A 23876-nucleotide genomic window follows, 5' to 3' on the forward strand; every position below is an offset into this window, starting at 1 on the left:
GAATTCCCGTTTCGGTTGATACTGTATGCAATTACAGTAGTTTTTCAGGCAGGCATGGCCAGCAGCTTCTGGAAGGTAGCCACCAGGTGGCGGTCCGCCACGGGTTTGTCGAGCAGGCCGCGCACGCCGGCGTCGCGGGCGCGCAGGCTGTCGTACTTGAACGATTGCCCAACAAGAAAGAGCACGGCAGTACGTCCGGCGCCTTCCTGGGACTTGATGGCGCTGCTCAGGCTATACGGTTCGATGCCGGGCGCGCAGGTGTTGATCATGACTAGGGAAACCGGGGTTTCGTCGCAGAGGCGCACGGCGGCGCGGCAGCTGTCGGTCCACTCGACTGGCCGCCCGCAGCCTGCGAGGCCGTTGTTCGCAGGGACGGCGCCGAGTTTATTGCCGACGACGCGTGCGACGTGGTCACGGAAAGCGCCGCCCTTGTCGATGATCAGGACCGCGCCGTCCGGCGGCCCCTGGCGCATGCGCTGGTAGTAGGCTGGGGCTTCGGTATCCGGGCCCAGCCGCGGCCTTCGGCGGCGCTCCGGCAGGCTGCATTCGCCGCGCGCCGCCAGCACGGCCTGGGCCTGTACCCGCGAATCGAGCAGGTCGGCCAGGGCAGTGCACAGGCCGGCGCAATCGACGGGGCGTGGCAGGGTGCGCCAGGCGCCGCCGCCGTCGCCGCCGATCAGGAGAATCGGCTGCAGGGCGCCGGGCGGCAGGCAGGACAGGCGGGCCAGCGCGGCGGGGTTGCCGCCGTCGGCGATATACAGATCGGGTTCTTGCAAACTGTCGTCGTGCAGGCAAAAATACGACGGCCCCGCGGCGGGGGCTTGCGCGAGCAGGTATTCCAGGCGCGCGCACTCAGCCGGTGCGAATCCGACCAATCGGACGGTGAACGGATATCTGGGTGCGTGCATCGCTTTTCCAGCCTTTCCAAAGCACTTCCGGGTTAGATCGTTTTAATCTAGCACAATGGTGCGGACTAACAAGCACGTTTGGATCGTGGGAAAAGATCAAATTTTTCCGCGTGACAAGATAGAATGCGCAAGCATCGAATTTAAGAACATCAGCATGGCTTCCAAGAAACCCGCATCCGACTACAGCGAATCATCCATCCGCGTCCTCAAGGGACTCGAACCCGTGAAACAGCGTCCGGGCATGTATACCCGGACCGAAAATCCGCTGCACATCATCCAGGAAGTGATCGACAACGCCTCCGACGAGGCGCTGGGCGGACACTGCAAGAACATCGCCGTGACGCTCAATACGGACGGCTCGGTCACGGTCGAAGACGACGGCCGCGGCATCCCGGTTGGACTGCACCCGGAAGAAAACGTGCCGACCGTCGAGATCGTGTTCACCCGCCTGCACGCGGGCGGCAAGTTCGACAAGGGCTCGGGCGGCGCCTATGCCTTCTCGGGCGGCCTGCACGGCGTCGGCGTCTCGGTCACCAACGCGCTGTCGACACGCCTGGAAATCACCGTCTGGCGCAAGGATGACGACGGCAATGGCGTGCACGACCTGGCCTTCGAGAACGGCGACCTGGTCGAGCCCCTCACTTCCCGTCCAGCCGAGCGCGGCGGCAAGAAGAACGGCACCCGCGTTACCGCCCGTCCCGATCCGAAATACTTCGATTCGCCGACCATCCCGCTGGGCGACATGCAGCGCCTGCTGCGCTCGAAGGCCGTGCTGCTGCCGGGCGTGACGGTCACGCTGACCAATGCCAAGACCGGCGACGTCCAGACCTGGCGCTACGACGAAGGCCTGCGCGGCTACCTCACCGAAGCGCTGGCCCAGACCTCGGGCGGCCAGACCGTGATCCCGCTGTTCGAAGGCGCCCAGTACGCAGCCGCGGGCGACGAAGGCTTCGCCGAAGGCGAAGGCGCGGCCTGGGTGGTGGCCTGGACCGAGGAAGGCAGCGTGGTGCGCGAGTCCTACGTCAACCTGATCCCCACCGTCAGCGGCGGCACCCACGAATCCGGCCTGCGCGACGGCCTGTTCGGCGCGGTGAAAGGTTTCGTGGAGATGCACTCGCTGCTGCCGAAGGGCGTCAAGCTGCTGCCGGAAGACGTGTTCGCGCGCGTTTCCTTCGTGCTGTCGGCCAAGGTGCTGGACCCGCAGTTCCAGGGCCAGACCAAGGAACGACTGAACTCGCGCGACGCGGTCAAGCTGGTGTCGACGTTCACCAAGCCGCCGCTCGAGCTGTGGCTGAACCAGCACGTCGAATACGGCAAGAAGCTGGCCGAACTGGTCATCAAGCAGGCCCAATCGCGCCTGCGCTCGCTGCAGAAGGTCGAGAAGAAGAAGTCCTCGGGCGTGGCCGTGTTGCCGGGCAAGCTCACCGATTGCGAATCGAGCGACATCACCCGCAACGAACTGTTCCTGGTCGAGGGCGACTCGGCGGGCGGTTCGGCCAAGATGGGCCGCGACAAGGAATTCCAGGCCATCCTGCCGCTGCGCGGCAAGGTGCTGAACTCCTGGGAGACCGAGCGCGACCGCCTGTTCGCGAACAACGAGATCCACGACATCGCGGTGGCGATCGGCGTCGACCCGCACGGCGTGGACGACAACCCGGACCTGTCCGGCCTGCGCTACGGGAAGATCTGCATTCTCTCGGACGCGGACGTGGACGGCTCGCACATCCAGGTCCTGCTGCTGACGCTGTTCTTCAAGCACTTCCCCGCCCTCTTCCGCAGCGGCCACATCTGCGTCGCGAGGCCGCCGCTGTACCGCGTCGACGTGCCGGCGCGCGGCAAGAAGCCGCTGCAGAAGCTGTACGCGCTGGACGACGGCGAACTGCTGGCGATCGAGGACAAGCTGAAAAAAGAAGGCTTGAAGGAAGGCGTGTGGAGCATCTCGCGCTTCAAGGGCCTGGGCGAGATGAACGCCGAGCAGCTGTGGGAAACCACCATGAACCCGGACACCCGGCGCCTGCTGCCGGTCGCCTTCGGCCAGTACAGCCTGCCGGAATCGGCTTCGCGCTTCAATATGCTGATGGGTAAGGGCGAAGCGGCCGCCCGTCGCGCCTGGCTGGAAGAACACGGGAACGAAACGGAAGCCGACATCTGACGTCGCGCCTGCCGAACAGAACGAATAGATCATGACGACGCAAGCAAGCCTCTTCGAACAACAACACGAGCCGTCCGACGACGTCGAGACGCTCACCCTCTCCACCTTCGCCGAGCGCGCCTACCTCGACTACGCCGTCTCGGTGGTCAAGGGCCGCGCGCTGCCGGACGTGTCGGACGGCCAGAAGCCGGTCCAGCGCCGCATCCTGTACTCGATGCACGAACTGGGCCTGGGCCACACCGCCAAGCCGCGCAAGTCCGCCACCGTGGTCGGCGACGTGCTCGGTAAACTCCACCCGCACGGCGACCAGTCGGTCTACGACGCGCTGGTGCGCATGGCCCAGGACTTCTCGCTGCGCTATCCGCTGATCGACGGCCAGGGCAACTTCGGCTCGCGCGACGGCGACGGCGCGGCGGCGATGCGCTACACCGAAGCGCGCCTGACGCCGGTGTCGCGCCTGCTGCTCGACGAGCTCGACATGGGCACGGTGGATTTCCAGCCGAACTACGACGGCTCCACCACCGAGCCGCGCCAGCTGCCGGCGCGCCTGCCGATGGTGCTGCTCAACGGCGCCTCCGGCATCGCGGTCGGCATGGCCACCGAGATCCCCTCGCACAATCTGCGCGAAGTGGCGCAGGCGGCGGTCAGCCTGATCCGCAACCCGAAGATCACCCACGCCGAGCTGATGACCCTGATCACCGGCCCGGACTTCCCGGGCGGCGGCCAGATCATCACCCCGGCCTCGAACATCGCCGACATGTACGCGACCGGCCGCGGCTCGATGAAGGTGCGCGCACGCTGGAAGATCGAAGAACTAGCGCGCGGCCAGTGGCAGGCGGTGGTCACCGAACTGCCGCCGGGCACCTCAGCCCAGCGCGTGCTGGAAGAGATCGAGGAGCTGACCAACCCGAAGGTCAAGGCGGGCAAGAAGACCCTGCTGCCGGAACAGCTGGCGCTGAAGCAGACCATCCTGGGCGCGCTCGACACCGTGCGCGACGAATCGGGCCGCGAGGCCGCGGTGCGCATCGTGTTCGAGCCGAAGTCGAAGAACCTGGACCAGGGCGAGTTCATGCTGATGCTGCTCGCCCATACCTCGCTCGAGACCTCGAGCCCGATGAACCTGGTGATGATCGGCGGCGACGGCCGTCCGCGCCAGAAGGGCTTGATGGAGATCCTGCAGGAGTGGATCGACTTCCGCTTCGTCACCGTGCGCCGCCGGACCGAGTTCAGGCTGGGCAAGGTCAACGACCGCATCCACATCCTGGAGGGCCGCGAGACCGTCCTGCTGAACATCGACGAAGTCATCGCCATCATCCGCAATTCGGACGAGCCGAAGGCCGCGCTGATCGAGCGCTTCCGCCTGTCGGACCGCCAGGCCGAGGACATCCTCGAGATCCGCCTGCGCCAGCTGGCGCGCCTGGAAGCGATCAAGATCCAGCAGGAGCTGGCCGAGCTGCGCAGCGAGAAGGAAAAGCTGGAAGACATCCTCGAGAACCCGTCCTCGATGAAGCGCCTGATCATCCGCGAGATCGAGCAGGACGCCAAGCAGTACGGCGACGAGCGCCGCACCCTGATCGAGGAAGCCGAGCGCGCCGTGGCCGAGCAGAAGGTCATCGACGAGCCGGTGACGGTGATCGTGTCCGAGAAGGGCTGGGTGCGCGCGCGCACCGGCATCGGCCACGACCCGGCCCAGTTCACCTTCAAGGCCGGCGACTCGCTGCTGCAGGCCTTCGAATGCCGCACCGTCGACTCGCTGATCGGCATCGGCAGCAACGGCAAGTCCTTCTCGGTGCCGGTGGCCGCGCTGCCGGGCGCGCGCGGCGACGGCGTGCCGATCACGACCCTGGTCGACCTGTCGGGCGGCGTGCGCATCCTGCACTACTTCGCGGGCAATCCGGACACCCGCCTGCTGCTGTCCACCTCGAACGGCTTCGGCTTCATCGCCAAGGCCGGCGACATGATCAGCCGTCTGAAGGGCGGCAAGTCCTTCATCACCCTGGACGAGGGCGCTGAGCCGCTGCCGCCACGGATCGTCGTCGACACCGCCGGGGCCGTGGCCTGCCTGTCCGAGAAGGGCCGCGTGCTGGTGTTCGGCATCGACGAGATGAAGGTGCTGACCAACGGCGGCCGCGGCGTGATCCTGATGGAGCTCGAACCGAAGGAAACCCTGCTGGCGGCGCAGCCGATCACCCAGAAGGGCGTGAACGTCATCGGCACCTGGGCCGGCTCCAAGCCGCGCACGGTGGAGCTGTTCGCATCGGGACTGGAGCCGCACTTCGGCAAGCGCGCGCGCAAGGGCAAGCCGCTGTCGGCGAAGCTCAAGGCGCAGGAGCTGGCGATGCGCGCCACGGATGTTTCGTAAGGTGGACGGCTTCGCCGTCCGCGCGTTCGACTAAATGATGCGTAGCCACTGAGCATCCGGAAGCTGAACGCGCGGTCGGCAGAGCCGGCTACGCGCCCCGGACCGCCCTACAAAAAACGCCGGCTTGAAAGCCGGCGTTTTTTATTGGAGCGTGAGCTGCTTAGTGCTTGGCAGCAGCCTTGTGCACGTCAGCCGACGCTTCGGCGCGCACCTGCTCGGTCTTGGCCGCAGCTTGCGCCTTGTCGGCTGCCGCATCGACCTGGGTCTTCAGCAGCTTCTCGTCGGCCTTGATGAACTTCTTGTCGGCCTTCAGGTTGGCGTCGGCGATCTTTTCCTCGGCCTTGGCTGCCGCCTTGGCACGGTCTTCCGGATCGGCTTTCGCGACTTTCTCGACCGCGTTGGCGTGGGCCTTCACGGCGTCGGCGTGGGCTTCGGCCTTCTTCTCGTTGGCCTTGGCGACCGCCTTGTTCACTTTCTCGTCCGCCTTGGCGGCCTTCTTGACTTCCTTGGCTTCGGCCTTCACGACCTCTTTCTCGGCCTTGGCTTCCGCTTTCACCACAGCGTCGGTGGCGGCCGGGGTGGTGGCAGTCTGGGCGGTGGCGGCGGTGGCGAACAGGCCGGCGATGAGGGTGGCGATCAGTTTGTTCATGATGGTTCCTTTCCGGTGGGTGGTCACGCAGTGCTGTGCAACCGCGTAATAATTTTTGTCTGACAACGACTCCAGAATAGGCCGCCCTACTGCCCGGGTCTGTTAGCCACCCCACGTACTTCCGGTGACATTTGTAAGCAAACTTTACTGCCGAGCAGGCCCCGCATACAGGTCGACGATCTCGCTCACACCGTCCCGGCACACCGGACAGAAGGCCTCGCTGCGGTCGAACATCAGGCACTGCATCGCCGGGCGGTAGTAACCGCTGGCCTCGTAGTTCGCACCTTCGAAAGCGCCCACGTCATGGCGATGGGGCCTGCCGGCGAACAGCGCCTCGGTGGTCTTGAGGTCTTCGCGGAACAGCGCGCTCATCTCGCTCTCCGGACGGTTCGCCGCGCGCAGGGCGGCGCGCTTCTTCTGGTAGGCGCGCGAAGCCTCCTCGTATTCGGCCTTGGGCCAGGGCGTGGGCAAGGGCGTGCCCGCCTTCACGTGGCGCTTCCACTTCAGATTGGCCGGATCGCGCAGCGCCGTGGCGTTCGGTTCCCACGGCTCCATGCGCACGCCGCCCGTGGCATAGGCCACCGGCGAGGTGTAGTACTCGTCGGCCAGGCCCGCGAAATGGTGGCCGAACTCGTGCACGAAGAGATAGTTGGCCCACTCGTTGCCCGCCGCCGCGGTGCTGAACTGGCCAAAGATGCCGCCGCCACCATAGGTCTCGTTGTTCACCAGGATCTCGATGAATTCATAAGGAGCGTGCTGGGCGATGTCGCGCAGCGCGCGGTTGTCCAGGGTGAGCACGTAGCGCTCGCTGCCGAAGATGTCGTAGCGCGTGCCGAGCTGCGAGGCATGGTGCACGCCGGTGGAGGGACGGGTGATGCCCGATTCAGCCGTCGGTACCGCCAGGCCCCAGACATTGAAATCCTTGGCACGCTCCTTGAAGGGAGAGACCGTGAACAGGTGCTTCACCAGGCGCCGCGCATCGCTTTCGAACTTCTTCAGTTCCGCAGCGGTGTAGCCGTCGCCCAGCACCAGCAGGTCGACCTTGTCCGGCGAAGGACCGCCGACATGGATCGGGATCGGTTTTGCGGGCGCCGCAGGCTGCTGCTTCACCACCTCCTGCGCCTCGGCGTCGACCTCGACGCTCCAGGCCACCGAGAACTGCATGCGCTCGTCGCGCTTGAGGATGCGCACGCGTACCGGGCGGTCGAATTTCGGGAAGCGCACCGATTCGTGGAAGGCGCGGCTCATGCGGTTTGCTTCTTCCGTCGTGCGCCACTCGCCGAAGACGGTCGAGAAGCCGCGCGAATACAGCAGGTCGCCGGTCTTCGCATCGACCACCTCGACGCGGTTCTGTCCGCGGTTGGTGTCGTCGAGATTGCGCGCGGTGTTGCCCGGCCAGGGCAGCGGCTCGGTCACGACGCGCTCGAGCGCGTAGTGGTCCGCCAGTGCGTTGCCGCTATGGGCGTAGTCGACCCGCACGGTGGCCGGCTGGGCGGCGTGACTGACGCCGGCGGCCAGCGCCAGCGCTGCGGCAAGCAGGCAATGGGAGAGACGGAACATGGACGATCCTCATGAGACGAAGGCCGTCCATTCTACTGCGCCCGGCCTGCCATTCCGGCAATCACCTGGCTGCGGACACGGTGGCCGTTGCGGCCTCGGCCTGCCGGTACTGGTACAAGGGCCGCTGCACCACGATCGGGCGGATATCGAGCCGCATGTTGTAGACCGAGTAGGTTTCGGTCAGCAGCGACATATAGCCCACGCTGTCGTTCGTGCGCGTGAGCTTGAACTCGAAGCCGAGGTCGGGCTGGGGACCGTTGGGGCTGTCGAGCGAGAGTCCGATGGCCTCGCGCTGGTCGCTGTCGATCAGCCGGGACATCAGGTCGACCACGGTCGTGTTGCCGAGGATGTCGGCCGAGAACAGCGCTTCGCGGAAGTAGGGTTTTGCGGGATCGAGCTTGTTGTCGACCTTGTCGCTGCCCGGCGTGAAGGCGTGGGTGTGCAGGTTGAAGCGGTCGCCGTTGTCCAGGTAGCTCAGGCGCACATTGCTGACGTCGAGCGGCCCGTCCTGCGCCACCGCCTTCGACAGGTCGACCAGCAGGGCGCCGCGGTAGCCGATCACCTCGACCTCGCGGTTCGGCCCGACCACCATGGCGGTGTTCTCGTCGATCCCCAGGCCGATCTTGTAGCCCTTCTTGAGCATGGCCGGCACCATGCGCGCAAAACGGCCGCGCACCAGCAGGTGCTGGTCGACGAACACGTCTTCGCCGATGAAGCCCAGGCCCGGCGCGATCTCCCTGCCCTCGTCCAGGCCCAGCCTCATGGTGGCCAGCACCGGCTTCGGATAGCCGAACATGGTGCTGCTCATGATGGCGGCGCCGGCGCTCGAGCCGGCCAGCATGCCGCCGCGCCGGTAGAGCTCCCACAGCGCGTCCAGCATGCGGGTATTGCCGCCGTCGGGACGCTTGAGCGCGCGCGTGATGCGGCCTTGGTCGCCGCCGGCGAAGAAGGCGCCGCCGGCCGAGCGCACGGCGTCGGCCAGCGCCAGGTCCTCGGCGGCAGCCTGGTAGTCGGTGCCCGCCAGGCGCACCGCGACCGGCACGAAGAAGGCTTTCGCGCCGTAGGCATTGAAACGGTCGACCAGGAATTTGCCGGCCTTGTCGGGGCTGGCGGAAGCGGAGGCGAAGACGGCGATGCGGGCGCCCTTGCCGCCTGCGAGCTGGACCATGCGTTCCCACACGGCCACATTGTCGCCACGCAGGGCGCCGCCGATGATCACGAGATGGCCCTTGGGCGGGGGCGGAAGCTCCGCCTTCTCGGCCCAGCAGCTATTCCCCGCCAGCAGTAGAAAGGCGAGCAAGGCGCGACGGAGAACCCGGGCAGCGACCTGGAACATGACGGCTTCCTTCTCGATGAGGACTATCGTAAGCCTGATTCGAGAAGGACGTCGCCGTGTTGCGTATGCTCAGGACAAATATATGTTCGGAAAGTAACGTTCCATCAGCGTCTCGGGACGCTGCGGCGTGGTGAAGCCGAAGCGTTCGTAGAGGCTGTGGCAGTCGGTCGTGGCGAGCGTGAAGCGGCGCAGTTTCTGCAGGCTCGGGTGGCGCAGCACGACGCCGACCAGCTGCTTGCCGTAGCCGTGGCCGCGGTATTCCGGCACCACGAACACGTCCACCAGGTTGGCGAAGGTGGCGAAATCGGTGATCACGCGCGCGAAGGCGATCTGGCGGCCGTCGAGGTAGCCGCCGAAGCACAGCGAATTCTCGATCGCGCGCTCGACCACCGGGCGCGAGATGCCGACCGCCCAGGTGCTCTGCTCGCTCAGGAAGCGGTAGATCATCGGGATATCGAGCTTCGTCTGATCGGTGCTGACCTGGAAGCTGGAGTCGTTGGTAATCATGGGACCCGTATCTGGTTCTGGCTTAAAAGTGAATTCTAGCGCCGTTTGCCAGTAATACAACACGCGATTGGACGTCCTTGCGGCACGCGCAATGACGCCCGCCGCGTGCAGCTCAACCGTTGCGCAGGTAGCGCTCGGGCAGCTGCAGCTTGCTGTCCTCGGCGCGCCAGATCAGGTTCAGAACGTACCAGCGCTTGCCATCGTGGATCAGCTGGATGCTGTTGATGCCGCGCATGAAGGGCTTGGCGTCATCCTTGGCGTGGCGCGCCTCGTAGGTACTGAACACGTGGGCGATCTGGCCGAAGGTTTCGGTGGTGCGCGCCAGCTCGGTTTCGAAAAAGCCCATGGTGGCGAAGGCCTTGGTGTTGCGCGAGATGTAGTCTTCCGGCGTCAGGCTGCGCAGCACATAGCTGCCGTCCGGGCGCATGCCGACCGCGCCCATCCGGCCCTCGGGCGCGAACAGCGAGCGCATGCGGTCCCAGTCGCGCGGCGCGCCGGCCGGGCCCGAGATCACGTCGTAGAGCGCGGCGACGATGGCGTCGATCGAGGCGACGTCCGCGGGACGGGCGGCCGGCAGGCCGGGGGCGGCCTGGGGCGGCGGAGGCGCGATCGCGGTCGGCGTCGCGCCGGGTACCGGCGGCGTCGCCTGCTGGGCCGCTGCCGTTGCGCAGCTTGCCGCCAGCAGCGCCGCCGCGCCGAGTTGGGTCAGTCGATTCATGTCTCCCCCTTTGTTGTCATTTAATGAAGCTTGGCCACATCATCACGCATTTCCCTGGGCTTGTCATCCACCATGGATGGGGGCGAAGGGTTGCAACTGCAGGCCAGTTATAATCGTGCGATCCCCAACCGAGATTCCACCATGACCGATCAATTCTCCAAGAAAGCCGAGGCCTGGTCCGCGCGCTTCACCGAACCCGTTTCCGACCTCGTCAAGCGCTACACCGCGTCCGTGTTCTTCGACAAGCGCCTGGCGCCCTACGACATCCAGGGTTCGCTGGCCCACGCCGACATGCTGGCCGCCCAGGGCATCATCAGCGCCCAGGACCGCGCGGAGATCGAGCGCGGCATGGCCCAGATCAAGAGCGAGATCGACGCCGGCACTTTTGAATGGCTGCTGGACCTGGAAGACGTGCACCTGAACATCGAGAAGCGCCTGACCGAACTGGTGGGCGACGCCGGCAAGCGCCTGCACACCGGCCGTTCGCGCAACGACCAGGTCGCGACCGACATCCGCCTGTACGTGCGCGCCGCCATCGACGACATCGTGGGCCTGCTGAACAGCCTGCGCGGCGCATTGACGGACCTGGCCGAGCGCCATGCGGACACCATCATGCCGGGCTTCACCCACCTGCAGGTGGCGCAACCCATCACCTTTGGACACCACATGCTGGCCTACGTCGAGATGTTCGGCCGCGATCTCGAGCGCATGCAGGACGCGCGCCGCCGCGTGAACCGCCTGCCGCTGGGTGCGGCCGCGCTGGCCGGCACTACCTTCCCGATCGACCGCCTGCGCGTGGCAAAAACCCTGGGCTTCGAGGACGTCTGCCACAACTCGCTGGACGCCGTCTCGGACCGCGATTTCGCCATCGAATTCACGGCAGCTGCCTCCCTCATCATGATGCACGTCTCGCGCTTCTCGGAAGAGCTGGTGATGTGGATCAGCCCGCGCATCGGCTTCATCGACATCGCCGACCGCTTCTGCACCGGCTCCTCGATCATGCCGCAGAAGAAAAACCCGGACGTGCCGGAACTCGCGCGCGGCAAGACCGGCCGCGTCTACGGCCACCTGAACGGCCTGCTGGTACTGATGAAAGGCCAGCCGCTGGCCTACAACAAGGACAACCAGGAAGACAAGGAACCGCTGTTCGACACCATCGACACCGTCACCGACACGCTGCGCATCTTCGCCGACATGGCCGGCGGCATCACGGTGAAGGCCGAGAACATGCGCTCCGCCGCGCTGCAGGGCTACGCGACGGCGACCGACCTGGCCGACTACCTGGTCAAGAAGGGCCTGCCCTTCCGCGACGCGCACGAAGCCGTGGCGCATGCGGTGCGCGCCTGCGACGTGGCCGGCTGCGACCTGTCCGAAATGCCGCTCGAGAAGCTGCGCGAGTTCTCGCCGCTGATCGAGCAGGACGTGTTCGCCGTGCTGTCGCTGGAAGGTTCGGTGGCGGCGCGCGACCACGTGGGCGGCACCGCGCCGAACCAGGTCCGTCAAGCCATCGAGCGCGTGCGCAAGCAGCTGGCCGAATGATGGCCATGGCGGGCGGCCGCGCCGCCCGCCATTTCTTACCCTCCGCGCTTGTCGCGGCCCCGCTGGCGGGCCTCCTTCATCAACACCTTCCACTTGCCTCTTTCGGCGATCCGATCGAGCGGCGTTTGCTCCGCACGCTGCACCTCGCGCAGCAGCTTGCGGTAGTTGCGCAGCCGGTCCGCATCCACCACGTCCCGTACCGCGCATCCCGGCTCGCTCTCGTGCACGCAGTCGCGGAACTGGCATTGCTCCGCCAGCGCGGCGATGTCGTTGAAGGACAGCCCCAGCTCTTCCTCGTCCGCATCCGGCTGCCAGGCGCGCAGGCCGGGCGTGTCGATGATGCAGGCGCCGCCAGGGCAGCGGTGCAGCGAGCGCGCCGTGGTCGTGTGGCGGCCGCGGTCGTCGCCCTGGCGGGTGCCGCCGGTGGCCTGGCCGCTGCCCGTGAGGGCATTGGTCAGCGTCGACTTGCCGACGCCCGAGGAGCCGAGCAGCACCAGGGTCTGGCCCTTCCCCAGCCAGGGCGCCAGCATCCCCCCATCGTCCTGCTCGGCGGGATGCAGGCTCAATGCCGGCACGTCGCCCGGGATGCGCAGGCGGAGCTGGGCGATCTTCTCGCTGGCGTCGATGCCGATATCGGACTTGGTCAGCACCATCACCGGCTCGACGCCGCAGGCACGCACCACGGCGATGTAGCGCTCCATGCGGCGCGGATTGAAGTCGTTGTCGAGGCCCATCAGGAGCAGGGCCGTGTCGACGTTGCTGGCCAATACCTGGCGGCCGGAGGGCGTGCGGCGCGTCAGGCGCGTGGACGGATCGAGGACGCTGTCGATCCAGTATGCGCCGGCGCTCTCGATGACGAGCACCCAGTCGCCGACCACGGCCGGCTCCATGTGGCGCAGGTGGCGTGCGCTGAACGTGTGCTTGCCGTCGTCGAGCGTCATCGCGTCGCGCTGGGCGGCGGTGACGCGGGCGAGGCGGTGTTGGGCCGAACTCGCGGCCAGTTGCAAGACGAATTGCTGCTTGAATCCGATCCCGTGCAGGGTCGGGAAATCGATGTCGATCATGACGATGTGGTTTCCAGTTCGATGTGCGCAACGGGCGTGCGCAGGCACTGCGCGTTGGGCGCAGCAAGGTCGAAAAGTGGAAGGTCGGCGCGCTATCGCGCCAGGCACATCGCTATTAGGGCGTGATGAGCGGGCGGATCAGGCGGCCGACCGGAGGGCGGTATCAGGCTGGTTCATGCTTTGTCTCCTCGGATCGGTTGATGGGGTGGCTAGTCTGGCAGCAGCGTGCAGAAAGGTCAAGGGCGCGATGCCGCCCGGCACTTTGCGCTATGCTGTTCGACCAGCCCATGACCGGCTCATCAACCGATATCGAGACTTCCGTGACGCCAAGCAATCCTACAGTCCTCCCCTCCCGCGAGTATGCCGCTTTCCTGTTCGACATGGACGGCACCATCCTTACCTCGATCAAGTCCGCCGAACGCGTCTGGAGCGCCTGGGCGCTGCGCCACGGACTGGATCCGGTCGCCTTCGTGCCGACCGTGCACGGCAAGCGCACCGAGGACACGATCCGCAAGCTGGGGCTGCCCGGTGTCGATCCGGTGGCGGAGGCCCTGGGCATTGCCCTGGCCGAAATCGAGGACGTGGGGGACATCGAGGAAATCCGCGGCGTGGGACGCTTCCTGGCCAGCCTGCCGACGGACCGCTGGGCCATCGTCACCTCGGCCTCGCGCCCGCTGGCGACCGCGCGCATCGCCGCCGCCGGCCTCCCCCTGCCGCCGCTGCTGGTGAGCGCTGAAGACGTGAAACACGGCAAGCCGGCGCCGGATCCCTTCCTGCTGGGCGCGCAGAAGCTGGGCGTGAATCCGCAGGATTGCCTGGTGTTCGAGGACACGCCGATCGGTCTGGCGGCAGCGGAGGCGGCCGGCATGGACAGCGTCGTCGTCACGGCCACGCACACGCATCCGGTCGAGACGCGCTCGGCGCCGGTGCCCGATTACGCGGATCTCGTTGCCGTTCGTCTAGACAACGGCATGCTGAAAGTGCAGAGGAAGATCGGCCACTGAACCGGCATGTCGTAGTGTGGGCAAGTTTCTTGCCCACGCGTTCAACGAAGGGTTGTGAGCCACGGAGCGGGCCAGGATACGTGGTTTGACCGCGTGGGCAGAGATCTGCCCACCCTACGAAAACCTGATCACTTGGCTTGCACTGGGGCGATCGGCACCCACATGAGGCGTATCGACACTCCTCATGGAGGTGCGCATGCACCGCTATCGCAACACGAGCGGCGAATCCGGCGTCGTCGCCTACGATATCGACAAGGACTCGATCACCATCCAGTTCACCGGGGGCGACCGCTACCTCTACACGGAGCGCAGTGCGGGCCCGGAGAACATTGCCAAGATGCAGGAGCTGGCCCGCGAAGGCCGCGGGCTGTCCACCTTCGTCAGCCAGCACATCCGCTCGCGCTATGCGCGCAAGCTGAACTAGCGCCTAGGTGCGCTTCGGATAGGGCGTGCCGTCCTTGTGCAGATAGGAATCGGTCGCGCCATCGTATTTCAGATCGATGTCGGGGTATTCCGCCGCATCTTCCTGGATGCGCGAACCGACGCAGAGGAAGACGCCCGGCCCCCAGCTGCGGTTGATGAGATGGTGCCCGTTCGGCTTTCCACCCGGGAAGGCCGCGCAGTCCCCTGCCCGCATGATGGTCTCACCCTCGTCGGTGACCAGCACCAGCTCGCCCGACACCATCATCACGAACTCGTCCTCGTGCGAGTGCCAGTGGCGCTGCGAGGATGCGGCGCCGGGCTGGAGCTCGACGAGGTTCACGCCGAACTGGCTCAGGCCGCCGGCATCGCCCAGCGCCTGCCGGGTGCGTCCATCGACGAGCTCGGCGAAGGGATCGGGATAGCCGGTGCCCTTCACCACGGGAATGCTGCTCAGGTCCAGTCTCGACATGCGGTGATCTCCTATTGGTTCGCGGCAAGAGCGTCGTTTCAGCCGCGCTTCTGTACCAGCGTCAGGATATCGTAACTCGCCACCAGTTCGTCGTTCTGGTTGGTGACCTGCACGTCCCAGGCGACCACGCCCTGCCCGCGTCCCTGTTCGTCCGTGCGGTTGCGGTCGACCTTGCGCTTGCAGGTGAGCCTTGCGCGGATGGTGTCGCCGATCGCCACCGGCGCCACGAAGCGCAGGTTGTCGAGGCCGTAGTTGGCCAGCACCGGGCCCGGGGCCGGCGATACGAACAGCCCGGCCGCCGCCGACAGCACGAAGTAACCGTGGGCGATGCGCTTGCCGAACTGGGTGTCCTTGGCCGCGATCTCGTCGAAGTGCATGTAGAAGTAGTCACCCGAGACGCCGCCGAAGTTGACGATATCGGCTTCGCTCACGGTGCGGCGGTGGGTCAGCAGCGAGTGGCCGACTTCCAGATCTTCGAACCAGCGGCGGAAAGGATGGACCTCGGTTTCCTTGACCGCGCCGCCGCGCACGTATTCGCCCGTCACGGCGCCCAGCATGGTCGGCGAACCCTGGACCGCAGCGCGCTGCAGGAAGTGCTTGACGGCGCGGATGCCGCCCAGCTCTTCGCCGCCGCCGGCGCGGCCCGGACCGCCGTGCTTCAGCTGCGGCAGCGGCGAGCCGTGGCCGGTGGAGTCCACCGCCGATTCACGCTCGAGGATGTGGACGCGGCCGTGCGAGGCGGCGGCGACCGGCACGGCGTGGGCGGCGATGGCCGGGTCTTTGGTGACAAGCGTGGTGACCAGGCTGCCCTTGCCGCGTGCTGCCAGGTGCAGGGCTTCGTCGATGTCGCGGTAGGTCATCATCGTGGAGACCGGACCGAAGGCTTCGATGTCATGGACGGCGTCGTTGACCATCGCGTTGCGGCACAGGAGCAGGGTCGGCGCGAAGAAGGCGCCGTTCGCGCAACCGTCGCCTACGGGGGCGAAACCGTCGCGGGCGCTGAACAGGACTTCGTTGCCGCGTGCGAGCATCTCGACGCGCTCGGAGACGTCGCGGTGCTGGTCCATCGAGGCCAGCGCGCCCATGCGCACACCCTCGACCTTCGGGTTACCGACGGTGATCTTGGCCAGGCGCTCGCGCAGGCGCGCGCCGACGGCCTCCGCATGCTGCTCGGGCACGATCACGCGCCGGATCGCCGTGCACTTCTGGCCGGCCTTGCCGGTCATCTCGCGCGCGACTTCCTTGACGAACAGGTCGAATTCCGGATCGTCGGGCGTGACGTCCGGAGCCAGGATCGCGCAGTTCAGCGAGTCGGCTTCGGCGGTGAACGGGACCGCTTCGCGGATCAGGTTCGGGTTGGCCTTCAGCTTGGCCGCGGTGTCGGCCGAGCCGGTGAAGGTGACGGCGTCGAAACCGCCAAGGCGGTCGAGCAGGTCGCCGGTACTGCCGATGACGAGCTGCAGCGCGCCTTCCGGCAGCAGGCTGGATTCCATCATCATCCTGACGGTCGCGTGGGTCAGGTAGCTGGTCGCGGTGGCCGGCTTGACGATGCAGGGCATCGCTGCCAGGAAGCTCGGCGCGAATTTTTCCAGCATGCCCCAGATCGGGAAGTTGAAGGCATTGATGTGCACCGCGAGACCGCCGCGCGGCACCAGGATGTGGGTGCCGGCGAAGCCGCCGCGCTTGCCCAGCGCCATGGCCGGACCTTCGTGCAGGACGTTCGACGACGGCAGCTCGCGCGAGCCCATGCTGGCATAGGCGAACAGGGTGCCGATGCCGCCTTCGACGTCGACCCAGCTGTCCGGGCGGGTGGCGCCGGTCAGGTGCGAGATCTCGTACAGCTCTTCCTTGCGCTCCATCATGTACAGCGCCAGCGCTTTCAAAAGCTGGGCGCGCTTCTGGAAGTCGAGCTGCATCAGGGCCGGGATGCCGGTCTTGCGGCCGTAGGTGACGGCTTCGTCGAAGTCGATCTTCTCCGCGTGGGTGTGATAGATCAGCTCGTTGTTCAGCGCGCTGTGCAGCGGGGTATGCGCTTCCGTGCCGTGCCAGCGGCCGGCGATCAGGCTTTGCAGGGTGGCGATATTGCCCATGTCGTTCGTCTCCGTTCTTGTCTCTTCAGGATTTTGGTTTGTGCATGCCGCTCGGGTCGAACGCGATGCCCTGGCGGTCCGGCTCCACTTCCGTCAACGCTTCGACTTCGCGCATCGTCTCCAGCGAGCGCACGTTCAGCTCGTGGTACTGGCGGGTGCCGAAGCTCTTCCACGTCACGTCATCAATTGTCAGTTCGCGCATGATCTTCGCGGGCGTGCCCATCACCATGCTGCGCGGCGGGATGACCATCCCCGCCTTCACGAAGCTCATCGCGGCGACGATCGATTCTTCGCCCACGACCGCCTTGTCCATCACGACCGCGTTCATGCCCACCATGGCGTTACGCTTGATGCGGCAGCCGTGCAGCACCGCGCCGTGGCCGATGTGGCCGTCGACTTCGACCACCGTGTCCTCGCCCGGGAACCCGTGCATCACGCAGGTGTCCTGCAGGTTGGCGCCCTCTTCCAGGATCAGGCGGCCGAAGTCGCCGCGCAGCGAGGCCAGCGGGCCGATGTAGCAGCGCGGGCCGACGATGACGTCGCCGATCAGCACCGCGCTCGGGTGCACGTAGGCGGTGGGGTGCACCACCGGCCGCACGCCGTCGATCTCGTACACCTTGACCATGCTTACACCCGCTCGACGATCAGAGCGATGCCCTGGCCGACGCCGATGCACATGGTGCACAGGGCGTAGCGGCCACCCGTGCGATGCAGCTGGTTGACGGCAGTCGTCACCAGGCGGGCGCCGGAAGCGCCCAGCGGGTGGCCGAGGGCGATGGCGCCGCCGTTCGGGTTCACGTGCGCCGCGTCGTCCGGCAGGCCGAGGTCGCGCGTCACGGCCAGGCCCTGGGCGGCGAAGGCCTCGTTCAGTTCGATCACGTCCATCTGCTCGAGGCGCAATCCGGTCTGAGCCAGCAGCTTCGTCACCGCCGGCGCGGGGCCGAAGCCCATGATGCGCGGCGCCAGGCCGACGGTGGCCATGCCGACCACGCGGGCGCGCGGGGTCAGGCCGTTGCGCACCGCCATCGTCTCCGAAGCGAGCAGCAGCGCGCAGGCGCCGTCGTTCAGGCTCGATGCGTTGCCGGCACTGACCGAACCGTCGGGCGTGACCACGCCTTTCAGTTTCGCCAGCGCTTCCATGCTGGTCTCGCGCGGCTGCTCGTCGGTGTCGAAGACGCGCGACTCGCCGCCGCCGCTGCGCGACGGCTTGCCATGGATGGTGACCGGGATGATTTCGTCCTTGAAGACGCCTTCCGCATTCGCGCGCGCCCAGCGCTGCTGGCTACGCAGGGCGAAGGCGTCCTGGTCTTCGCGCGAGATACCGAACTCACGGGCCACGTTCTCGGCGGTCTCGGGCATCGAGTCGATGCCGTATTTCGCTTTCATGAGCGGGTTGACGAAACGCCAGCCGAGGGTCGTGTCCTCGATCTTGGCGGCGCGCGAGAAAGCGCTGTCGGCCTTGCCCATCACGAATGGGGCGCGGGTCATGCTTTCGACGCCACCGGCGATGACCAGCTGCGCTTCGCCGGCGCGAATCGCACGTGCAGCGGTGCCGACGGCATCCATGCCCGAACCGCACAGGCGGTTGATCGTGTTGGCCGGCACCTCTTGCGGCAGGCCGGCCAGCAGCGCGGCCATGCGGCCGACATTGCGGTTGTCCTCGCCGGCCTGGTTGGCGCAACCGTAGAACAGGTCGTCCACGGCGCCCCAGTCCACGTCCTTGTTGCGGGCGATCAGCGCGGCGATGGGCAGCGCGCCCAGGTCGTCGGCGCGCACGGTGGCCAGCGAACCGCCGTAGCGGCCGAAGGGGGTGCGGATGGCGTCGCAGATGAATGCCTCAAGCATGGTGTCTCCTCTGGTTTAGTTTTTAGGGCGCTTGTCGACCACGCGGCGCGCCTTGCCGGTCAGCGTGCGTTCGATGCCGCCTGGTGGCATCAAGCACACGCGGGTGGTCACGCCCACATGGGTCTTGATGCGGTGCTGGAGTTCGCGGCCCAAGGCGTCCACGTCGGCCGGCGAAACCGCGGCATCGCGCAGTTCGCCCAGCACCTCCAGCGTGTCGAGGTGGCCGTCGCGCGCCACCACCAGCTGGTACTGCGGCGCCAGCGCCGGCATCTTCAGGATGATCTCTTCGATCTGGCTCGGGAACACGTTCACGCCGCGGATGATCAGCATGTCGTCCGAGCGACCGGTGATGCGGCCCATGCGCCGCATCGCGCGCGAGGTCGGGGGCAGCAGGCGCGTCAGGTCGCGGGTGCGGTAGCGGATGATCGGCAGCGCTTCCTTGCTCAGGGACGTGAACACGAGTTCGCCCTCCTCGCCGTCCGGCAGCACCTCGCCGGTGTCGGGGTCGATGATCTCTGGGTAGAAATGGTCTTCCCAGATCACCGGGCCATCCTTGCTTTCGATGCACTCGCTGGCCACGCCCGGGCCCATCACCTCGGACAGGCCGTAGATGTCGACCGCATCGATGCCGGCGCGCGCTTCGATCTCGCTGCGCATCGCATCGGTCCACGGCTCGGCCCCGAAGATGCCGACCTTGAGCGAAGACTGCGCCGGATCCAGGCCCTGGCGTGCGAATTCCTCGACGATGTTCAGCATGTAAGACGGCGTGACCATGATGATCGATGGCTTGAAATCCTGGATCAGCTGCACCTGCTTCTCGGTCTGGCCGCCGGACATCGGGATCACCGTGCAGCCGAGCTTCTCGGCGCCGTAGTGGGCGCCCAGGCCGCCGGTGAACAGGCCGTAGCCGTAGGAGATGTGGACCATGTCGCCCGGGCGGCCGCCCGCCGCGCGGATCGAGCGCGCCACCACGCCGGCCCAGGTGTCGATGTCTCTTTGCGTGTAGCCGACCACGGTGGCCTTGCCCGTGGTGCCGCTCGAGGCGTGGATGCGCACCACCTGCTCGCGCGGCACGGCGAACAGCCCGAAGGGATAGTTGTCGCGCAGGGTCTTCTTGTCGGTGAAGGGGAACTTCGCCAGGTCGCCCAGGGACTTCAGGTCTTCCGGGTGAACGCCGGCCGCGTCGAAGGCGGCGCGGTAGTGCGGCACGTTCTCGTAGGCGTGGTGCAGCGACCATTTCAGGCGCTCGAGCTGCAGGGCCTGCAGCTCGTCGCGGCTTGCGCGTTCGATCGGTTCCAGCTCATTCGGAGCAGGGGTGCGTTGGACCATTCCGGCCTCCTGTCGTGTTGCAAAAGCGGTACTGCTAGAGTTCGGCCACAATGCCGCTGACACGGTGCGACTTCCCGCGGAACAGGGCGATCTTCTTCCCTTCCTGGTTGCTCACGGTGATGTCGTAGACACCCGTCTTGCCCTGCAAGGCCTGCTCCACCGCCTCGGCCACCAGCACGTCGCCCTCGCGGCCGGGCGCCAGGTAATCGATGGTGCAGCCGGCGCCCACGGTATTGACGTTGTGCGAGTTGCAGGCGAAGGCGAAGGCGCTGTCGGCCAGCATGAAGATGTAGCCGCCGTGGCAGGTCGCGTGGCCGTTGAGCATGTCGCCGCGCACGCGCATCGACATGCGGGCGTAGCCGGGGCGGATCTCGTCCAAGGTCATGCCCAGGGCCTGGCTGGCCGGGTCGCGCTCGTACATGGTCTTGCCGGCCAGCTCGGCCAGCGCCTGCGGATTGCTATGCATGGAAGCGCGCCCCCTGTGGGTCGGCCGCCAGCTTGCGGCGCAGCAGGGGCGAGACGCGGTAGCGGTCTTCGCCATAGGTCGCGGCGAGGTTGGTCAGCACGGTCACGACCTGCTGGAGGCCGACGCTGTCGGCCCAGGCGAGCGGGCCGCGCGGGTAGTTGACGCCCTTCTGCATCGCGATATCGACAGCGGCGGCACTGCACACGCCCTGGTTGACGGCGTCGGCCGCTTCGTTGGCCAGCATGGCGACGGTGCGCATCACGGCCATGCCGGGCACGTCGTCCAGGCGCGTGACCGCGAAGCCGGCAGCCTGGAACATGCCCACGACCGCATGGTAGGCAGCGTCGCTGCACTGGTCGGCGCGCGCCAGCGCGATGCGGGTGGCCTTGCCGGCGTCCAGCAGCAGGTCGTAGATCACGGTGTCGGGATGCCAGGTCTCGGCCGCGCGTTCGGTGGCCGTACGGCCATCGGTGAGGTACACGGCGGCGCCCGCGCACAGGAAGCCGGGCGTGCCTTCGAAGGCTTCGTGGCGCGGCAGCTCGAAGCCCGCGGCCGCCAGGCGTGCGGCCAGTGGCGCGAGATGGCTCGATTCGCCGCCGATCAGCGCCACGGAATCGGGCCTCGCCTGCGGTGCTTCGGTATGCACGGCCGGCTTGTCGACGCCCTCACCATAGCGGTAGAAGCCGCGGCCGGTCTTGCGGCCCAGGAAGCCGGCGTCGACCAGTTCCTGCTGCAGGATCGACGGCGTGAAGCGCGGGTCGCCGAAATAGGCGTCGTAGACGGAATTCGTCACCGAGAAGTTGACGTCGTGGCCGATCAGGTCCATCAGCTCGAAGGGGCCCATGCGGAAACCGCCACAGTCGCGCAGCACGGCGTCGATGGTGGCGGGGTCGCCGGCCTGCTCCAGCAGCAGGCGCAGGGCCTCGGCATAGTAGGGACGGGCGACGCGGTTGACGATGAAGCCCGGCGTCGACTTGGCGTGCACAGGGTTCTTGCCCCAGGCTTCGGCGGTGGCATAGGTGGTATCGGCCACCGCCTTGTCGGTGGCGATGCCGCTGATGACTTCGACCAGCGCCATCAGGGGCACCGGGTTAAAGAAGTGCATGCCGACCAGGCGTTCCGGGCGGCGCAACTTCGCGGCGATCGCGGTGACGGAGATCGAGGAGGTGTTGGTGGCAAGGATGCAGTCATCAAGCACGATGCCTTCCAGTTCGGCGAACAGGGCGCGCTTGGCGTCCAGGTTCTCGACAATGGCTTCGACGACGAGCGCCGCGCCTGCCGCTTCCTGCAGGCTGCCGATGCGCTTGAGGCGTTCGCCTGCGAGGTCGGCTTCCACGGCGCCCATGCGGCCCTTCTCGACCAGCTTGGCGTAGGTGGCCTTGATGCCGTCGATCGCCTTGTCGGCCGCTTCGACGCGGGTGTCGAACAGCAGCACCTGGTGGCCGGCGGTGGCCGCCACCTGCGCGATGCCGGAGCCCATGGCGCCGCTGCCGACGACGGCAATGACGCTTTCCTTCGGGAGTGCCTGCATGTGATTATTCTCCCTTGAAGTGCGCCGGGCGCTTGGCGATGAAGGCGGCGACGCCTTCGCGGTAGTCGTGGCTGTAGCCGAGTTCGCGCATCATCTCGCCTTCCAGCTTGAGCTGCTCCGGCAGGGTGTTGGTCCAGCTGGCCTGCAGGGCTTTCTTGGTGAAGGCCAGGCCCTTGGTTGGGGCGCTGGCGAAATGCTCGGCCATGGCCATGGCCTGGTCCATCAGGGCTTCGTCCGGGACGCAGCCCCAGATCAGGCCCCACTGCTCGGCCTTCTCGGCGCTGAGCTTCTCGCCCAGCATGGCCAGGCCCGTGGCGCGCGCCTGGCCGATCAGGCGCGGCAGGTGCCAGGTGCCGCCGGTGTCCGGGATCAGGCCCAGCTTGCAGAAGGCTTCGATGAAGCTGGCCGACTTCGCGGCCAGCACGATGTCGCAGGCCAGCGCCAGGTTGGCGCCGGCGCCGGCGGCCACGCCGTTGACGGCGCAGATGACGGGCATCGGCAGGGTCTTGAGGGTCAGCACCAGGGGCGCGTAGAACTTCTCGACCGATTCGCCGAGGTCCACGCCCGGGGCGCCCGGTGCGACCGCGCGGTCCTGCAGGTCCTGGCCGGCGCAGAAACCGCGGCCGGCGCCGGTGAGGACCAGCACGCGCACGGACTTGTCGGCCTGGAGTTTATCCAGGGCGTCGCGCACCTCGAGGTGCATGGCCTGGGTGAAGCTGTTCAGGCGATCGGGGCGGTTCAGGATCAGGAGGGCGATGCCGTTCTCGATCTTGAACTGGATGGATTCGTAGCTCATGCTTGTCTCCTCGTCTTCTTGTTGTTTGTCGGACTGCTTGTTTGGACCGCTTACTCGGCGATGTCGAAATCGACCACCACCTTGTCCGTGATCGGGAAGCTCTGGCAGCTCAGCACGAAGCCGCGCGCCACTTCGTAGTCTTCCAGCGCGTAGTTCACGTCCATCTCGACCTGGCCGTCGAGCACCTTGCAGCGGCAGGTCGAACACACGCCGCCCTTGCAGGAGTAGCGCATGTCGATGCCGGCGCGCAGGCCGGCGTCGAGCAGGGACTCCTTGTCCTTGTCCATCGTGAAGCTGGCCGCGTTGCCGTCCATGATGACGGTGACTTCGGTCTGGTGCTGCGCGCCCGCTTCGATTCTGCGCGGCTTGTGTTCGTGCTTCGGGATGCTGGCGGCGAACAGCTCGATACGGATCTTTTCCTTGGCCAGGCCGGCTTCCTGCAGCGCGCGCGAGACGCCGTGCATCATGTCTTCGGGGCCGCAGATGAAGGCGACGTCGATATCGCGGATGTCGATCCAGTGCTTCAGGAAGTGGCCGCACTTCTCTTCCGTGATGCGACCGTTGAAGAGTTCGATGTCCTGCTGCTCGCGGCTCATCACATACACCAGCTTGAGCCGGTCCATGTAAGTGTCCTTGAGATCGGTCAGCTCGTCGCGGAAGATCACGCTCGAGGAGGCGCGGTTGCCGTAGACGATGGTGAAGCGGCTCTTCGGCTCGGCCAGCAGGGTGGTCTTCACGATCGACAGGATGGGCGTGATGCCGCTGCCGGCGGCGAAGGCCAGGTAGTGGCGTTCGCTTGTGGGCTCGAGCGGCACGTTGAAGTGGCCCATCGGCGGCATCACGTCGAGCGTGGCGCCGGGTTTCAGGTGTTCGTTGGCCCAGCTCGAGAACAGGCCGCCGCCGACGCGCTTGATCGCCACGCGCAGGGTCTCGTCCTGCACCGCCGAGCAGATCGAGTAGGAGCGGCGCACGTCCTCGCCGTCGATCATCGCGCGCAGGGTCAGGTGCTGGCCCTGCTGGTAGGCGAATTGCGGTTTCAGCTCTGGCGGGACGTCGAAGGTGACGGCGATGGCGTCGCGGGTTTCGTGCTTTACCCTGGCGACGGTCAGTGGATAGAATTTGCTCATC

At 66.7% G+C, this 23876-nt stretch carries 21 protein-coding genes; 5 read left to right on the forward strand and 16 right to left on the reverse strand.

Translation table 11 applies throughout. From position 1 onward, the window contains the following. Positions 1-44 precede the first annotated feature (44 nt). Positions 45-776 (reverse strand): response regulator, encoded by a 732-nt coding sequence (locus tag ACQ7JA_RS08205; protein ID WP_430896441.1) that lies wholly within the window; start codon positions 774-776, stop codon positions 45-47. A 286-nt stretch (positions 777-1062) separates the two neighbouring features. On the opposite strand from ACQ7JA_RS08205, the gene ACQ7JA_RS08210 reads away from it, so the two are divergent. Then, positions 1063-3060, forward strand: coding sequence for a DNA topoisomerase IV subunit B (locus tag ACQ7JA_RS08210; RefSeq protein ID WP_430896443.1), 1998 nt, complete (start codon positions 1063-1065; stop codon positions 3058-3060). Positions 3061-3091: 31 nt separating this feature from the next. Next, positions 3092-5422 (forward strand): DNA topoisomerase IV subunit A, encoded by a 2331-nt coding sequence (gene parC, locus ACQ7JA_RS08215; protein ID WP_430896445.1) that lies wholly within the window; start codon positions 3092-3094, stop codon positions 5420-5422. Positions 5423-5582: 160 nt separating this feature from the next. Here the strand turns inward: parC and ACQ7JA_RS08220 are convergent, their stop codons facing one another. The 5 genes from ACQ7JA_RS08220 to ACQ7JA_RS08240 form a co-directional block, all read right to left on the reverse strand. Then, positions 5583-6071 carry a hypothetical protein gene (locus ACQ7JA_RS08220; RefSeq protein WP_430896447.1) on the reverse strand — a complete coding sequence of 163 codons (489 nt, stop codon included), beginning with the start codon at positions 6069-6071 and terminating at the stop codon, positions 5583-5585. Between the two features lie 144 nt (positions 6072-6215). Further along, positions 6216-7631, reverse strand: a complete 1416-nt coding sequence (locus ACQ7JA_RS08225; RefSeq protein ID WP_430896449.1) for a M64 family metallopeptidase — start codon at positions 7629-7631, stop codon at positions 6216-6218. Between the two features lie 61 nt (positions 7632-7692). Next, entirely contained in the window at positions 7693-8967 is a 1275-nt protein-coding gene (locus ACQ7JA_RS08230; RefSeq protein WP_430896451.1) for a cyanophycinase, read from the reverse strand. Positions 8968-9036: 69 nt separating this feature from the next. Then, positions 9037-9474, reverse strand: coding sequence for a GNAT family N-acetyltransferase (locus tag ACQ7JA_RS08235; RefSeq protein WP_258826851.1), 438 nt, complete (start codon positions 9472-9474; stop codon positions 9037-9039). 112 nt (positions 9475-9586) lie between these two features. Continuing rightward, positions 9587-10192 carry a hypothetical protein gene (locus ACQ7JA_RS08240; RefSeq protein ID WP_430896454.1) on the reverse strand — a complete coding sequence of 202 codons (606 nt, stop codon included), beginning with the start codon at positions 10190-10192 and terminating at the stop codon, positions 9587-9589. A gap of 141 nt (positions 10193-10333) precedes the next feature. Between ACQ7JA_RS08240 and argH the strand changes: the two genes are divergently transcribed. Next, complete coding sequence (argH, locus tag ACQ7JA_RS08245; protein WP_430896456.1) at positions 10334-11731, forward strand: argininosuccinate lyase; 1398 nt, start codon at positions 10334-10336, stop codon at positions 11729-11731. Positions 11732-11766: 35 nt separating this feature from the next. Here the strand turns inward: argH and rsgA are convergent, their stop codons facing one another. After that, positions 11767-12795 carry a ribosome small subunit-dependent GTPase A gene (gene rsgA, locus ACQ7JA_RS08250; protein WP_430896458.1) on the reverse strand — a complete coding sequence of 343 codons (1029 nt, stop codon included), beginning with the start codon at positions 12793-12795 and terminating at the stop codon, positions 11767-11769. Positions 12796-13082: 287 nt separating this feature from the next. On the opposite strand from rsgA, the gene ACQ7JA_RS08255 reads away from it, so the two are divergent. After that, positions 13083-13799, forward strand: coding sequence for an HAD-IA family hydrolase (locus ACQ7JA_RS08255; protein ID WP_430896460.1), 717 nt, complete (start codon positions 13083-13085; stop codon positions 13797-13799). A 196-nt stretch (positions 13800-13995) separates the two neighbouring features. Beyond that, entirely contained in the window at positions 13996-14223 is a 228-nt protein-coding gene (locus ACQ7JA_RS08260) for a hypothetical protein (RefSeq protein ID WP_258826856.1), read from the forward strand. Positions 14224-14226: 3 nt separating this feature from the next. Here ACQ7JA_RS08260 and ACQ7JA_RS08265 read toward each other — a convergent pair whose 3' ends face one another. From ACQ7JA_RS08265 to paaE, 9 genes are read right to left on the reverse strand one after another with little or no spacing between them, the layout of a single operon-like run. Continuing rightward, positions 14227-14691: a cupin domain-containing protein gene (locus ACQ7JA_RS08265; protein ID WP_430896463.1), complete on the reverse strand. Its 465-nt coding sequence runs from the start codon at positions 14689-14691 to the stop codon at positions 14227-14229. A 38-nt stretch (positions 14692-14729) separates the two neighbouring features. After that, positions 14730-16781, reverse strand: coding sequence for a phenylacetic acid degradation bifunctional protein PaaZ (gene paaZ / locus ACQ7JA_RS08270; RefSeq protein WP_430896465.1), 2052 nt, complete (start codon positions 16779-16781; stop codon positions 14730-14732). Positions 16782-16806: 25 nt separating this feature from the next. Further along, entirely contained in the window at positions 16807-17406 is a 600-nt protein-coding gene (gene paaY / locus ACQ7JA_RS08275; protein ID WP_430896467.1) for a phenylacetic acid degradation protein PaaY, read from the reverse strand. 2 nt (positions 17407-17408) lie between these two features. Next, the gene (gene pcaF, locus ACQ7JA_RS08280) at positions 17409-18626 is read right to left on the reverse strand and encodes a 3-oxoadipyl-CoA thiolase (RefSeq protein ID WP_430896469.1); all 1218 of its coding nucleotides are present in this window, start codon (positions 18624-18626) and stop codon (positions 17409-17411) included. A gap of 15 nt (positions 18627-18641) precedes the next feature. Beyond that, positions 18642-19955 carry a phenylacetate--CoA ligase PaaK gene (gene paaK, locus ACQ7JA_RS08285; RefSeq protein ID WP_430896471.1) on the reverse strand — a complete coding sequence of 438 codons (1314 nt, stop codon included), beginning with the start codon at positions 19953-19955 and terminating at the stop codon, positions 18642-18644. Between the two features lie 34 nt (positions 19956-19989). Continuing rightward, positions 19990-20421 (reverse strand): hydroxyphenylacetyl-CoA thioesterase PaaI, encoded by a 432-nt coding sequence (gene paaI, locus ACQ7JA_RS08290; protein ID WP_430896473.1) that lies wholly within the window; start codon positions 20419-20421, stop codon positions 19990-19992. Beyond that, positions 20414-21952: a 3-hydroxyacyl-CoA dehydrogenase PaaH gene (gene paaH / locus ACQ7JA_RS08295; protein ID WP_430896475.1), complete on the reverse strand. Its 1539-nt coding sequence runs from the start codon at positions 21950-21952 to the stop codon at positions 20414-20416. The genes paaI and paaH overlap by 8 nt, the downstream gene beginning before the upstream one ends. A 4-nt stretch (positions 21953-21956) precedes the next feature. Then, complete coding sequence (gene paaG / locus ACQ7JA_RS08300; protein WP_430896477.1) at positions 21957-22748, reverse strand: 2-(1,2-epoxy-1,2-dihydrophenyl)acetyl-CoA isomerase PaaG; 792 nt, start codon at positions 22746-22748, stop codon at positions 21957-21959. Between the two features lie 50 nt (positions 22749-22798). Beyond that, positions 22799-23875 carry a 1,2-phenylacetyl-CoA epoxidase subunit PaaE gene (gene paaE, locus ACQ7JA_RS08305; RefSeq protein ID WP_430896479.1) on the reverse strand — a complete coding sequence of 359 codons (1077 nt, stop codon included), beginning with the start codon at positions 23873-23875 and terminating at the stop codon, positions 22799-22801. Between the last annotated feature and the right edge of the window lies 1 nt (position 23876).

The organism is Massilia sp. BKSP1R2A-1, from assembly GCF_050586525.1.
Lineage (GTDB): Bacteria > Pseudomonadota > Gammaproteobacteria > Burkholderiales > Burkholderiaceae_D > Telluria.